We start from the raw sequence: 13,546 nt of genomic DNA on the forward strand, positions 1-13,546 counted from the left end.
GCGTCTAGGCCGTCCGCCGCGGTGCCGGCCGCCGTAGCAGCAGCCGTCGTGCGGGCCGTTCCACGCCCTCGTACAGGAGCCAGGACAGGCCCAGCGCCACGGTGAACGCGGCGGCGGCGACGGCGGTGCCGGTGAGCAGGTGGAAACGCGGGCGGGTGCCGAGCAGATGGGTGCCCGCCCGCAGCACCAGCAGATGGACCATGTAGAACGCGAACGACAGTTCGCCGAGGCGGACCAGCCACCGGCGCCGCCACAGCGAGGGCAGGCCGTGCAGGTCCGCGACGGCCGCTGCCGGGATGAGCAGCGCGAAGCCCGTGAGGGTGCAGGCGGTGGCCGCGTACTCGGCGGTGACCTGCGGGACCAGGAAGTAGCCGATGATCGCCAGAGCCAGCGAGGCCTCCAGGCCCGGGCCGCGCCACCGGCCGAGCAGCACCAGCCGTGCGGTGGCCGCGCCCAGCACGAACTCGGGCAGCCGGGCGGCCGGGAAGGAACTGATCGGCTGTGCCCACCAGTGGTGCGCGTCCGTCCAGGCCAGCGCCAGCACGGTCAGGGCGGCCAGTGCGGCCAGCGCCGTGGCACCCCGTCCGCCCAGGCGGCGCAGCAACAGCGCCAGCAGCGGGAACGCGGCGTAGAAGAAGGCCTCGCACGCGAGCGACCAGCTGACCGGGTCCAGGGTCTGCCACCACGGCCGCCACCAGGAGTGCACCAGGAACACGTCGGCCAGGCCCTGCAGCAGGGTCGGCCTCGGCTGGCGGGGCAGCGTGCACACCATGACCAGCGCGACGGCGACGGTGACCAGGTGGACCGGGTAGACCCGGGCGACCCGCCGCCACCAGAAGCGCGTTGCCCGGTCGCCCGGCCGCGCGGACCACATCAGGACGAACCCGGAGAGGAGGAAGAAGAACGACACCCCCGAGGCACCGGCCTCGAACCCCCAGGACATGATGCGGCCGCCGGTGCCGCCGAAGTAGCGGAAGTTGTGCACGTGCAGGCCGAAGACCAGCAGTGCGGCCATCCATCTCAGTCCGGTCAGGGAGGGCAGCGGAGGGGAGGCGGCGGACGGCAGGGTGCGGGCGGGTGGCGCGGCGGCCGGAGCGGTCGGAGGGGCCTGGGTCGCCGTCGTCATCGAGTCACCTGCCGGAGGGTTCGCGCGTGGAGCATGAAACGGAGCGTTGCCCGTTCCACGCCTTTCATTCCGGCCTCGTACGAAACATCACACCAACGCCGAGGCGCAGCCTCGGCCATCCGGGCCGTCGCCCGCGCCGCGCCCCGCACCCGCCGGAGTGGCGCCTTGACCCGCGCCTTTGGGACGCGGGCGGCGCATCGGAAGACGGGGCACGGACGGATGACGCCCGCCGCTGCCGCGTTGACGATGCGGTTCGGCAGCGCCCCGTAAGGGGCGCTGGGGGTACCCCCGGCCGAAGGCTGGGGAAGGAACTGCGCCACCAGCCACGACGGCGCTGCAGACGACCGACGACAGCAGTCGGCACTTCCCGCTGAGCGCTCAGCGGGTGGACGCCGTGGCGACCGCGCTCGGCCGGTCCTCGGACGGGATGTCCCGGACCGCCGACGGAGTCGCCGAAGCGGGCGCGGACGATCCCCGGGTGGGAGCCTGCGTGGTCTCCCGTTGCGTCGGCGCGACACTGGGGCTCGGACTGGGAGTGGCGGGCGTCGGGGATCCCGAGGGGCGGTGCGGGGCGGGATGCGTGACGGCCGGCGGGGCCAGGGGCACCTGTGGGGAGGCCGGTGCCGCGGGTGCCGTCAGATGCAGCGACAGGGCGACGCTGACGGCGACGGCACAGGTCACCCCGGCTCCGGCCGCCGTGCGGACCAGGCGGCGGCGGCTCGCGGCGCGCCGGATCTCCTCGTAGCGGCCCGGCGGCGCACCGAGGTGGGCGGCCGGCGGCCGCAGGATGACCGCCAGCGGATCGTCGGGGCCGTCGAACCCGGGCTCGTCGTCAAAGCGTGTGGTCAAGGCTTCTCCTCAGATGACCGCGCAGCAGTTCTCGGGCCGCGTGCAGATCGGCCTTGACGGTTCCTTCCTTGCGCCCGGTCAGCTCGGACACCTCCCGGATCGGCATGTCAGCGTAGTAGTGCAGCAGGATCGGCACCCGCAGCCGCTCGGGCAGCGACTGCACCAGCAGCCGTACCGACGGGTCCGCCGGCTCGGTGTGCGGGCGGATCGCGGCCTCCGAACCGACCCGGCGCACCGCCCGGCGCTCGCGCTCCAGCTTGCGCCAGTGGTCCCGGACGAGGTTGGCCGCGGTGACGTAGAGGAAGCCGCGCGGCTCCTCCACCTTCGTCCACCGGGCCCACAGCCGGGTGAAGGCCTCCGAGGCGATCTCGTGCGCCGTCTCGTCGTCGTCGACCAGACGGCGGCACCAGCCGGCCAGGCGCGGGTACAGGGCGGCGAACAGCTCGGAGGCCGCCGTGTCACGGGACCGTTTCAACGTTCTCCAGGGTCGTGGGGGATTTGCTCGTCGGACTCGTCGGGGAGGATGCGGGACCGGTGGCGTACGTTCCACCGGTCCCGCATCCGTTCCGGCGGGTCAGGGTGTCGTGCCGGTCAGCGTGGCGAAGACGATCACGTTGTCGAGGTAGCCGTCGCCGCCCCGCGGACCGCCGCAGGTGATCAGCCGCAGCTCCGGGCGGGCCACGTCCCCGTACACCTCCTGCGTCGGGAACGCGGCCTTGGCGACCGTACGCACCTTGTCCACGGTGAACACCGCCGACCTGCCGTTCTCCAGGCGCGCCACGGCCTGCTCGCCACGGCGCAGCTCCGCGAGCCGGCGGAACACCCCGTCCCCGTACGCGCCGACCGTGACATGGCCGAGGATCACCGACGGACCGGTCTGCCCCGGGGTGGGGGAGTAGCGGTACCAGCCCGCCCGGTCGTGCGCGGTGACCGGCGGCACCTGCACCGTGCCGTCGGCGGCCAGGCCGAGCCGCAGCAGCGGGGTGTCGACCCCGATCGCCGGGATGCGCAGCCGGACCGGCGTGGACCGGCCGAGCGCGGTGGGCGCGGCGGACCCGGTCGTGGCGGTGCCCGTGGACGGCGGCGGCGAGGAGGCCGTCCGCCGGTGGGCGGCCGGGGCCGTCCGGTCCGGGGCCCGGTCCGCGCAGCCCGCCAGCAGCGAGGCGGTCGCGGCGGTGACGAAGGCGCGCCTGGAGAGCGGGGTCATGCCCCGGTCGCCCGGCGGCGACGGACGGCGAACACCACCGCGCCCGCGGCGAGCGCGGCCGCCGCACCTCCGCCGATCAGCGCGCTGTCGGAGCCGGAGTCCTTGGACGGCTCCGTCACCCCGGTGTCGGGCGCGCCCTGCGGCACCTCCGCGACCTGGCGCGAGTCCCGCGTCGGCGCGGGGGTCGCGGCCCGGGTGGGTTCGGCGGACGGCGCCTCGGACGGGACGGCGGACGGCTCGGCGGACTGCGCCACGGTGGGGACCGGGCTCGGGGTGGTGCTGTCGGCGAACGCGGGCACGGTGCCCGCCAGGACGGCGGTGCAGGCCAGTGCCGTGGCGCTCAGGACGGTTCGGCGCATGAGGACGCTCTCTTTCGTCGGCCCGCCGTGGTCGGGGCGGGCTGAGTTACGGATCGAGCGGAGAGACGAACCGGCACCGGGGCGGGTTGTAAAGAGATGGCAAAGTCGTGCGGCGGAAGTCGGCCGGAGAGGCGGCCGGGCCGGCGTCGGCCGGTTCGTCACCAGACTTGAGTGGTTTGTTTTCTTGAATCACTCGTGTTTAAGGGGATAGGTTGGTGCCATGACCGCATCCCAGCCCCCGACGACCGCCGACGAGCTGCGCGGTGCCGGCCTGCGGGTGACGGCCGCCCGCGTCGCGCTGCTGGAGACCGTCCGCCACGGCGACCACCTGGACGTCGAGGCGATCGCCTCGGGCGTCCGCGAGCGGGTGGGCCACATATCGCTTCAAGCCGTGTACGACGCGCTGCACGCGCTCACCACGGCACGACTCATACGCCGTATCGAACCGGCCGGCAGCCCGGCCCGGTTCGAGGGGCGCGTCGGCGACAACCACCACCACGTCCTGTGCCGGTCGTGCGGTGCCGTCGCCGACGTCGACTGTGCGGTCGGCGACGCCCCGTGCCTGACCGCTTCGGACGACCACGGCTTCGCGATCGACGAGGCCGAGGTCATCTACTGGGGCCTGTGCCCCGCCTGTTCCACCGTCAGCAGTTCCTGAGTACGTCGATCCGCCCCTTCCGGAAGGATTTCCCCCATGTCTGAGGCCCAGGAGAACGCGGGCAAGTGCCCGGTCGCGCACGACCGCGCACCGCACCCCACCCAGGGCGGCGGCAACCGCCAGTGGTGGCCCGAGGGGCTCAACCTGAAGATCCTTGCCAAGAACCCCGCCGTCTCGAACCCCCTCGACGAGGGTTTCGACTACGCCGAGGCCTTCCAGAACCTCGACCTCGCGGCCGTGAAACGTGACATCGCGGAGGTGCTCACCACCTCGCAGGACTGGTGGCCGGCCGACTTCGGCAACTACGGCCCGCTGATGATCCGTATGGCCTGGCACAGCGCGGGCACCTACCGCATCTCCGACGGCCGCGGCGGCGCCGGCGCCGGCCAGCAGCGCTTCGCCCCGCTCAACAGCTGGCCGGACAACGGCAACCTCGACAAGGCGCGCCGTCTGCTGTGGCCGGTCAAGAAGAAGTACGGCCAGGCCATCTCCTGGGCCGACCTCATGATCCTCACCGGCAACGTGGCCCTGGAGTCGATGGGCTTCGAGACCTTCGGCTTCGGCGGCGGCCGCGAGGACGTCTGGGAGCCGGAGGACGACGTCTACTGGGGCCCCGAGAAGGTCTGGCTCGACGACCAGCGCTACACCGGTGACCGCGACCTGGAGAGCCCTCTCGGCGCCGTCCAGATGGGCCTCATCTACGTCAACCCGGAGGGCCCCAACGGCAACCCGGACCCGATCGCCGCGGCCCGCGACATCCGCGAGACCTTCCGCCGGATGGCGATGAACGACGAGGAGACCGTCGCCCTCATCGCCGGCGGCCACACCTTCGGCAAGACCCACGGCGCCGGCCCCGCGGAGAACGTGGGAGCCGAGCCCGAGGGCGCGCCGATCGAGCAGCAGGGCCTCGGCTGGAAGAGCACCTACGGCACGGGCAAGGCCGGCGACGCGATCACCAGTGGTCTGGAGGTCACCTGGACCACCAAGCCCACCCAGTGGAGCAACGATTTCTTCGACATCCTCTTCGGCTACGAGTGGGAGCTGACCGAGTCCCCGGCCGGCGCCAAGCAGTGGGTCGCCAAGGACGCCGAGGCGATCATCCCCGACGCGCACGACGCGTCGAAGAAGAAGCTCCCGACGATGCTCACCACCGACCTGTCGCTGCGCTTCGACCCGATCTACGAGCCGATCTCGCGCCGCTTCCACGAGAACCCCGACCAGTTCGCGGACGCGTTCGCCCGCGCCTGGTTCAAGCTGACCCACCGTGACATGGGCCCGAAGTCCCTGTACCTCGGCCCGGAGGTCCCGGCGGAGACGCTGATCTGGCAGGACCCGCTGCCCGAGGCCGAGGGCGAGGCCATCGACGCGGCCGACGTCACGGCGCTCAAGGCCAAGCTCCTCGACTCCGGCCTCACGGTCTCGCAGCTCGTCTCCACCGCCTGGGCGTCGGCCTCGACGTACCGCGGCAGCGACAAGCGCGGCGGCGCCAACGGCGCCCGCATCCGCCTGGAGCCGCAGCGCGGCTGGGAGGCCAACGACCCCGACCAGCTCGCCCAGGTCCTGCGCGTCCTGGAGGGCGTCCAGCGCGACTTCAACACCGGCGCCAAGAAGGTCTCCCTGGCCGACCTGATCGTCCTCGGCGGTGCCGCCGCGGTGGAGAAGGCCGCCAAGGACGCCGGTGTCGACATCGAGGTGCCCTTCGCCCCGGGCCGGGTCGACGCGACCGACGAGCACACGGACGCCGAGTCCTTCGCGGCCCTGGAGCCGACCTCGGACGGCTTCCGCAACTACCTCGGCAAGGGCAACCGCCTCCCCGCCGAGTACCTGCTCCTCGACCGTGCCAACCTGCTCGGCCTCAGCGCCCCCGAGCTGACCGTCCTCGTCGGCGGCCTGCGCGTCCTCGGCGCCAACCAGGGCGGCTCGAAGCACGGCGTCCTCACCGAGACGCCGGGCGTGCTGACCAACGACTTCTTCGTCAACCTGCTCGACATGGGCACGACCTGGAAGTCCACCTCCGAGGACCAGTCCACCTTCGAGGGCCGCGACGCCTCCGGCGCGGTCAAGTGGACCGGCACCCGTGCCGACCTGGTCTTCGGCTCCAACTCCGAGCTGCGCGCCGTCGCCGAGGTCTACGCGAGCGACGACGCCAAGGAGAAGTTCGTGAAGGACTTCGTCGCCGCCTGGACGAAGGTTGCCAACGCGGACCGGTTCGACCTGGTCTGACCGACCGGGATCCGATGCCCGGACCGGCTCCCCGTGAGCCGGTCCGGGCATCTTTACGGCTCCTTGGTCAACTCCCCACCGGTACGCGTGCGTAGCGCGCTGCACATGAGTCGTTCTTTACCCCACCATGACCTCGACTCCCGTTGTTCATGCGACCTTCGCAGACTCTGCACGTCCTGAGCCATCCCCCGTACCGGTCGCCCGCGGGAGTTCCGAACATGAGCCACGGTCACAGCCACGACCACGGTCACGGTCACCACCACCATCACCACCACGGGGACGGCGACGCCGCCTCGTCGCTGCCGCCCGCCCTCGATCTGTCGGTCCCCGACGCGGAGCTGACGCCCGGCCAGCTCTCCCGCCGCTCGATGCTGCGCCGCACCGGCCTGCTCGGCGCCGGCCTCGCGGCGGGCAGTGTCCTCGCCGGCGCGGGTCAGGCCGCCGCCTCGGTCTCCTCCGCCCACTCCCAGAGCGGCCGTTCCGGCGGCTACCTGTGGCTGGCCGGCGACCACCACATCCACACCCAGTACAGCTCCGACGCCAAGTACCGGGTCATCGACCACGTCCGGCAGGCCAACGCGCACGGCCTGGACTGGATGGTCATCACCGACCACGGCAGCGAGACCCACGCCAAGATCGGTGTCGAGAAGGTCAACCCGGACATCGTCGCCGCCCGCGACCAGATCGACGACACGCTGGTCTTCCAGGGCCTCGAGTGGAACATCCCGGCCGCCGAGCACGGCACGGTCTTCGTCCACCCCGGCAAGAACGAGGTCGCCGTCCTCAAGGAGTTCGAGAACTCCTTCGACGGCTCGGTGAAGGGCGCCTCATCGAGCAGCCCCGCCAACGAGGCGCTGGCCATCTCCGGGCTCAACTTCCTCGCCGAGCAGGTACAGCGCCGCAACGTCAGGGACGCGCTGTTCCTCGCCAACCACCCGGCCCGCAAGGGCATCGACTCGCCGCACGAGATCCGCGCCTGGCGCGACGCCCAGCCGTCGATCGCCGTCGGCTTCGAGGGTGCCCCCGGCCACCAGGCGGGCGGCCTGCCCAAGCCGAACGGCCCCGGCTCGGCCCGCGGCATCTACGACAACAGCCCGAGCGCCGACTCCTTCGCCGGCTACCCGCTGGAGAGCTACCGCACCTGGGGCGGCTTCGACTGGATGACCGCCACCGTCGGCGGCCTGTGGGACAGCCTGCTCGCCGAGGGCAAGCCCTGGTGGATCACCGCCAACTCCGACTCCCACAACGTCTACGCCGACACCGCGGTGCGCGGCCCGAACAGCGACTTCAACGCCAACGGCCGCTACGAGGACCCGGTCTACGGCACCGGCATCAGCCTCACCGACACCGACTTCTGGCCCGGCCAGTACTCCCGCACCCACGTCGGCGCCTCCTCCTTCTCCTACAAGTCGGTCATGGACGGCATCCGGGCCGGCCGCGTCTGGGTGGACCACGGCGGCCTGATCAGCGGCCTCGACGCCCAGCTCCGCTCCGGCTCCCAGGCGGTGACCCTCGGCGACGTGCTGCACGTCCGCAAGGGCAGCAGGGTCGACCTGGTCATCGAGATCAGCCTCGCCAACGGCCCCAACTGGGCGCAGTTCGTGCCGTCGCTGGCCCGCGTCGACGTCATCCAGGGCGATGTCACCGGCAAGGTGAGCGACAAGGACACCTTCGCCACGCCCGCCACCAAGGTCGTGAAGTCCTTCGAGGTCAACAAGGCGACCGGCACGGTCAAGCTGACGTATTCCCTCGGCCGTCTCGACAAGCCGGTCTACGTCCGGCTGCGCGGCACCGACGGCAACCGCTCCGCGGTCGGCTTCAACGGTGCCGCCGTGGACCCGGCCGGCCCGGCCATCGACGTCCTCGGCGACGCCGACCCGTGGAAGGACCTGTGGTTCTACTCCAACCCGATGTGGGTCCTGCCCGCATGACCTCCCCGCACCACGCGTCCGGCGTCCGCTCCGTCATCGGGGTGGACGCCGGTACGGCGACCCTGCGCGAGGCCGACCACCTGATCCACCGGCTGCTGGACCAACTGTCCCTCGCGGACGGCGTGTTCGCCTGCACCCACCTGTTCCGTACCGACGAGCGACGGGGTACGACGGTCTCGCTGGCCGTCCCCGGCCCGGACGCGGACGCGGTCTGGCAGGAGTTGGTCCACGTGCTCCCGAAGGGCACCGGCCTCGCCCTGGCCGACCGCTCCCACGGCCCCGGCGACGCGGTGGACACCGCCCGGCTGGCCGCCGCCGCACCACCCGCCTCCGGCCGGGCCGTGGCCTACCCCGGCGTGGCGCACCTGACCGGCACCGTCACCGTCGCGGACCTGCTCGACCGCACCGCCATCGAGCACCTCGTCGTACTCGGCGCACCCGGCGTCCAACTCCCGCCAGCCGCCGAGGTGCTGACCCAGGACCATGTACGCCCGGAGTGGCGCGACGGCGTGCTCACCCTCACCCTGGTCCCGGCCGTGGGCGGCCTGCTGGCCCCCTTCGAGGTCCCCAACCCGACCCCCTGCTGTGCGGACCACATCTGACGCGAGGGTAACCCCTTAGTGACATGGCCTGGTCAAATCTGTCAGGCTTCCGACTCGCACCACTTCGTCATGCGTGAGGCCGCCACCGGCGCATCCCAGCCGGACCGGCGGCCACCGAGCAGGCCGGGATCCCGGCCTCCGCAAAGGAGTTTCGTGTGAGATCGACCCCCCACAAGGCCCTCGCCACCAGCGCGTTGGCCATCGCGGCGCTCGCCGCGGCCCTGCTCCCCGGCAGTACGGCGTCGGCCGCCGACCAGGCGGCCTGCACCCCCGCCCAGGTCGTCACCAACGGCGGCTTCGAGAGCGGCACGTCACCCTGGACCCAGTCCTCGACCAGTGTGATCACCAACCGCTCCGGCCAGTCCGCCCACGGCGGCTCCAGTTTCGCCTGGCTGGACGGCACCGGCTCCACCCACACCGACACGCTCTCGCAGAGCGTCAGCATCCCCTCCGGGTGCGCCGCGACGCTCACCTTCTGGCTGCACGTCGACACCGCCGAGACGACCTCGTCCACGGCGTACGACAAACTCACGGCGAAGATCGGCAGCACCACGCTGGCGACTTACTCGAACCTGGACAAGAACACCGGGTACGTGAAGAAGTCCTTCGACGTGTCCGCGTTCGCGGGGCAGACCGTGACCGTCGCCTTCACCGGTGCCGAGGACTCCAGCCTCCAGACCAGCTTCGTCCTGGACGACGTCGCCCTCGACACCTCGGCCGCCACCACCCCCGGCGACACCACCCGCACCCCGGCGTCGCCGTCGTACACCGTGAGCCTGACCAGCAACTCCACCGGCACCGGCTGGACCGGACACGAGAGCGTGACCTTCACCAACGCCTCCTCGACCGCTCTCAGCGAGGTCTACCTCAGGCTGTGGGACAACTACCACGGCACCTGCTCGGCCCCGCCGATCACCGTCAGCAACGTCACCGGCGGCACCGCGGGGGCGCTCTCGGTCGCCTGCACGGCGCTGGAGGTCGCCCTGCCGACACCGCTGGCGCAGGGCCAGAGCACCACGATCGGCTTCGACCTGGGCATCACCGTCCCCAGCGGCGCCGACCGCTTCGGCTACGACGGCGCCTTCAGCATGATCGGCAACGCCCTGCCCGTCCTCGCGGTCCGGGACGGCTCCGGCTGGCACCTCGACCCGTACACCAACAACGGCGAGTCGTTCTACTCCCTCGCCGCCGACTTCAAGGTGACCCTGGACCACCCCACCAGCCTCCTGGTCCCGGCGACCGGGACCTCCGTGGACACCCCCGGCACCAGCGGCCGTACCGTCACCACCGCGACCGCCTCCAAGGTCCGTGACTTCGCCTGGGCGGCCGGGCCGTTCAGCAAGATCTCCGGCACCTCACCCGGCGGAGTCCCGGTCAACATCTACTCCGTGTCGGGCATCAGCTCCTCCAGCGCCCAGTCGATGCTCACCACCGCCAAGTCGGCCGTCGACGCCCACGCCGGCCGCTTCGGGGCCTACCCCTACGGCGAGCTGGACGCGGTCATCGACAACAACTTCTGGTTCGGCGGCATGGAGTACCCGGGCTTCGTCCTCGACCTGGTCAGCACCACCGCGCTCACGCACGAGATCGGCCACCAGTGGTGGTACGGCATCGTCGGCGACGACGAGTACAACAGCCCCTGGCTGGACGAAGCGTTCACCGACTACGCCACGGACCTCGCGCAGGGACTGTCCGGCACCAACTGCTGGAACAGCGTGTCCTGGGCCTCGTCGGCGGAGAAGATCACCAACTCGATGGCGTACTGGGACGCCCACTCGTCCCGCTACTCCACCGTCGTCTACGGCTACGGCAAGTGCGCCCTGCACGACCTGCGCCGCCTGATCGGCGACACCGCGATGACCAACCTCCTGAAGAGCTACGCCAGTTCGCACTGGTACGGCGTCTCGACCACCGCCGAGTTCAAGGCGGCGGCCCAGGCGGCCACCAGCACGGACCTGACGTCGTTCTGGACCACCCACCGCATCGACGGCTGACCCCTCCGGCCCGCGGGGCCGGCGAGGCGCGCGGGACGGCCGCAGACACCGGCCGTTCCGCGCTGCTCAGGTCAGGGGATGGCCAGTTCGGCCCAGATGGTCTTCCCGGAACCGGTGTAGCGCGTGCCCCAGCGCTGCGACACCTGGGCGACGAGGAACAGGCCGCGGCCGCCCTCGTCGTCCCGGCGGGCCCGCCGCAGGTGCGGTGCCGTGTGGGCGTTGTCGGAGACCTCGCACAGCAGGCTGCGGTCCCTGATCAGCCTCAGCATCACGGGCCCGGTGGCGTACCGGATGCTGTTGGTGACCAGCTCGCTCACCACCAGCTCCGCGGTGAACGCCAGGTCGGACAGGCCCCAGGTCTCCAGCTGGCGCTCGGTGTCCGTGCGCGCCTGCGCCACCATCGCCGGGTCGGGCGGCAGCTCCAGGTCCACCACCTGGCCCGCGCCCAGCCGCCGGGTGCGGACCAGCAGCAGCGTGGCGTCGTCCGCCTGCGGCCCGGGCGGCAGCGTCGACAGCGCCCGGTCGCACAGCTCCTCCAGCGGGCACCGCTGCCAGGTGAGCACATGGGCGAGACGGTCGATGCCGCTGTCGATGTCGGTGCGCCGGTCCTCCACCACCCCGTCGGTGAAGAACGCCACCACACTGCCGTTGGACAGGCTCAGCTCCACGTTCTCGTAGGGCAGGCTGCCCAGCCCCAGGGGCGGCCCCGGCGCGAGCGCGGACAGCGCCACCGAGCCGTTCGCGTCGGCCACGATCGGCGGAGGATGACCCGCGCTCGCCCAGACACAGCGGCCGCTCACCGGGTCGTAGATCGCGTACAGGCAGGTCACCCCGAGCGCCTCGTCGCCCAGCCCGTCGTCCGCGTGGGGTTCGGAGTCCTGCGCGACCAGGCCGTCGAGGCGGGTCAGCAGCTCCGCCGGATCGAGGTCCAGCAGGGCCAGGGTCCGTACGGTGGCGCGGAGCCTGCCCATGGTCGCGGCCGCGTGCACACCGTGGCCGACCACGTCGCCGACGGTCAGCCCCACCCGGGCACCGGAGAGCGGGATCAGGTCGAACCAGTCGCCGCCCACGCCCACCCGGCTGTCGGCGGGCAGGTAGCGGTACGCCACGTCGACCGCGCTCTGCTCGGGCAGATGCTGCGGCAGCAGGCTCCGCTGGAGCACCAGGGCCGCGGCGTGCTGGCTGGTGTAGCGGCGGGCGTTGTCGATGCCGACGGCGGCCCGCTCGGTCAGCTCCACCGCAAGGGTCTGCTCCTCGGGCCCGAAGGGGTCGGGGTTGCTGCTGCGCCGGAACGTGGCGAGGCCGAGGACCGCGTCCCGGGCGAGCAGCGGGACGAACAGGCTGGAGCGCCGGTCGGCCGGTGCACGGCCGTCCGGTGACCCGGGCGGAGCGGCGTCGACGACGGGGCGGCTGGTGGCCAGGCTCAGTGCCTGCGGCGACGACGGCGGATAGGAGACGGGACTGGTCCGGAACTCCTCCGGGGTCCGGCCGTGCATCCGCAGCAGGCTGTGCCCCGGCGCCGACCCGGTCGGCGGCTGCCGGCCCTCGATGACCGCCGGCGGGAGGTCCACCAGCACCTCGTCGGCCAGCTGCGGCACCGCCACGTCGGCGAGCTCCGCGGCCGTACGGCGCACGTCCAGCGAGGCGCCGATGCGCTTGCCCGCCCGGACGAGCAGCGACAGCCGTTCCTGGGCGCGGTAGCGGTCGGTGATGTCCAGGGACTCCTCGAACAGCCCCAGCGGCTCGCCCCGGGCGTCCACCAGCCGGTGGTACGAGCAGGACCAGACGTGCTCGCGCCCCGGGTCGGCGGGGGCCCGGCCCCGATAGTGCATGCCCATGATCGGTTCGCCCGTCGTGAGCACGTGCTCCATGATCTGGTCCTCGTCCGGAGGGTGGTGGCGGGAGATGAACTCGCCCTCCGGAAAGAGGTCCGCGGCCGGACGGCCCACGTACTGGGCGACCCCCGCGAGCTCCAGATCGGTGGAGACGTTCCCCCAGACGACCCGCATGTCGGTGTCGAAGATCGTCAGTCCCACGGAGGACTCGGTGGCCAGCCCCTGCAACATGGCCAGCTGCGCCTCCCAGCAGCGCAGCGCCTCCAGCTCCGCCGCGACCACGACGGTCGCGGCCACCCCCTGGGACACCAGGGGGCTGAAGGCCACAGCCGCGCGCAGGGTGCGCCCGTCCCGGCAGGACAGGTCCAGGACCGTGCTGCGGGGCCGGTGCGCCGTGCAGAGCGAGGAGGGCCGCCGGCCGGGAGCCGTCGCCAGCAGCAGGGCCGCCGGCCGGCCGAGCACGTCCTCGGCCGGGTGTCCGAGGAGGCGCTGGGCCGAGGGGCCCCAGCCCGAGATGCGGCCGTCGGCGTCCAGCACCGCGGCCGCGGCCTTGGTGAGGTCCAGAGGACTGTGGAAATCGACGTCGGCCGCGTTCGGAAAACGATCCATGGGCACCGCTTCCCTCCGTGCCCCCTCAGCATCCCGTGCCGCACGACGGACGACAACCGCACGGACCGTCGCCGCCCCCTGGTACCCGGAGGCGGCTCCGACGGACCTCACCGCAGGACGTCGCTCGCCGGCTCCCACAGCCGCTCGACGGTC

General features: G+C 72.2%; 11 protein-coding genes. 5 read left to right on the forward strand and 6 right to left on the reverse strand.

Annotated elements, in window-relative coordinates; all coding sequences use genetic code 11:
• Positions 1–4 precede the first annotated feature (4 nt).
• The 5 genes from ACZ4UV_RS30740 to ACZ4UV_RS30760 form a co-directional block, all read right to left on the reverse strand.
• Positions 5–1,126 (reverse strand): acyltransferase family protein, encoded by a 1,122-nt coding sequence (locus ACZ4UV_RS30740; protein ID WP_451022645.1) that lies wholly within the window; start codon positions 1,124–1,126, stop codon positions 5–7.
• A 378-nt stretch (positions 1,127–1,504) separates the two neighbouring features.
• Positions 1,505–1,975, reverse strand: coding sequence for a hypothetical protein (locus ACZ4UV_RS30745; protein ID WP_451023322.1), 471 nt, complete (start codon positions 1,973–1,975; stop codon positions 1,505–1,507).
• Positions 1,959–2,450: an RNA polymerase sigma factor gene (locus ACZ4UV_RS30750; RefSeq protein WP_351499761.1), complete on the reverse strand. Its 492-nt coding sequence runs from the start codon at positions 2,448–2,450 to the stop codon at positions 1,959–1,961. The genes ACZ4UV_RS30745 and ACZ4UV_RS30750 overlap by 17 nt, the downstream gene beginning before the upstream one ends.
• Positions 2,451–2,549: 99 nt before the next feature.
• A complete protein-coding gene (locus ACZ4UV_RS30755; protein ID WP_451023323.1) occupies positions 2,550–3,182 on the reverse strand; it encodes a class F sortase in 633 nt (210 codons plus the stop codon).
• The gene (locus ACZ4UV_RS30760) at positions 3,179–3,541 is read right to left on the reverse strand and encodes a sortase-dependent protein (protein ID WP_467842248.1); all 363 of its coding nucleotides are present in this window, start codon (positions 3,539–3,541) and stop codon (positions 3,179–3,181) included. The genes ACZ4UV_RS30755 and ACZ4UV_RS30760 overlap by 4 nt, the downstream gene beginning before the upstream one ends.
• A gap of 220 nt (positions 3,542–3,761) precedes the next feature.
• Between ACZ4UV_RS30760 and ACZ4UV_RS30765 the strand changes: the two genes are divergently transcribed.
• The 5 genes from ACZ4UV_RS30765 to ACZ4UV_RS30785 all read left to right on the forward strand — a co-directional run bounded on the left by ACZ4UV_RS30765 (position 3,762) and on the right by ACZ4UV_RS30785 (position 10,949).
• Entirely contained in the window at positions 3,762–4,199 is a 438-nt protein-coding gene (locus ACZ4UV_RS30765; protein WP_351714790.1) for a Fur family transcriptional regulator, read from the forward strand.
• 36 nt (positions 4,200–4,235) lie between these two features.
• On the forward strand, positions 4,236–6,422 hold the full coding sequence (gene katG / locus ACZ4UV_RS30770; RefSeq protein ID WP_451019226.1) for a catalase/peroxidase HPI: 2,187 nt from the start codon (positions 4,236–4,238) through the stop codon (positions 6,420–6,422).
• 218 nt (positions 6,423–6,640) lie between these two features.
• Positions 6,641–8,353 carry a PHP domain-containing protein gene (locus ACZ4UV_RS30775; RefSeq protein WP_451019227.1) on the forward strand — a complete coding sequence of 571 codons (1,713 nt, stop codon included), beginning with the start codon at positions 6,641–6,643 and terminating at the stop codon, positions 8,351–8,353.
• Positions 8,350–8,955 (forward strand): hypothetical protein, encoded by a 606-nt coding sequence (locus ACZ4UV_RS30780; RefSeq protein WP_451019228.1) that lies wholly within the window; start codon positions 8,350–8,352, stop codon positions 8,953–8,955. Before ACZ4UV_RS30775 ends, ACZ4UV_RS30780 begins: the two co-directional genes overlap by 4 nt.
• Positions 8,956–9,110: 155 nt before the next feature.
• A complete protein-coding gene (locus ACZ4UV_RS30785; RefSeq protein ID WP_451019229.1) occupies positions 9,111–10,949 on the forward strand; it encodes a M1 family metallopeptidase in 1,839 nt (612 codons plus the stop codon).
• A 71-nt stretch (positions 10,950–11,020) separates the two neighbouring features.
• Here the strand turns inward: ACZ4UV_RS30785 and ACZ4UV_RS30790 are convergent, their stop codons facing one another.
• Positions 11,021–13,393 (reverse strand): SpoIIE family protein phosphatase, encoded by a 2,373-nt coding sequence (locus ACZ4UV_RS30790; RefSeq protein WP_451019230.1) that lies wholly within the window; start codon positions 13,391–13,393, stop codon positions 11,021–11,023.
• Positions 13,394–13,546 lie beyond the last annotated feature (153 nt).

Source organism: Streptomyces sp. NPDC028289 (genome assembly GCF_055565975.1).

Excerpts from the sequence above, each read along its gene's own strand:
- ACZ4UV_RS30740 (WP_451022645.1), bottom strand. The coding sequence starts at position 1,126 with ATGACGACGGCGACCCAGGCCCCTCCGACCGCTCCGGCCGCCGCGCCA.
- ACZ4UV_RS30755 (WP_451023323.1), bottom strand. The coding sequence starts at position 3,182 with ATGACCCCGCTCTCCAGGCGCGCCTTCGTCACCGCCGCGACCGCCTCG.
- ACZ4UV_RS30760 (WP_467842248.1), bottom strand. The coding sequence starts at position 3,541 with ATGCGCCGAACCGTCCTGAGCGCCACGGCACTGGCCTGCACCGCCGTC.
- ACZ4UV_RS30765 (WP_351714790.1), top strand. The coding sequence starts at position 3,762 with ATGACCGCATCCCAGCCCCCGACGACCGCCGACGAGCTGCGCGGTGCC.
- katG (WP_451019226.1), top strand. The coding sequence starts at position 4,236 with ATGTCTGAGGCCCAGGAGAACGCGGGCAAGTGCCCGGTCGCGCACGAC.
- ACZ4UV_RS30775 (WP_451019227.1), top strand. The coding sequence starts at position 6,641 with ATGAGCCACGGTCACAGCCACGACCACGGTCACGGTCACCACCACCAT.
- ACZ4UV_RS30780 (WP_451019228.1), top strand. The coding sequence starts at position 8,350 with ATGACCTCCCCGCACCACGCGTCCGGCGTCCGCTCCGTCATCGGGGTG.
- ACZ4UV_RS30790 (WP_451019230.1), bottom strand. The coding sequence starts at position 13,393 with ATGGATCGTTTTCCGAACGCGGCCGACGTCGATTTCCACAGTCCTCTG.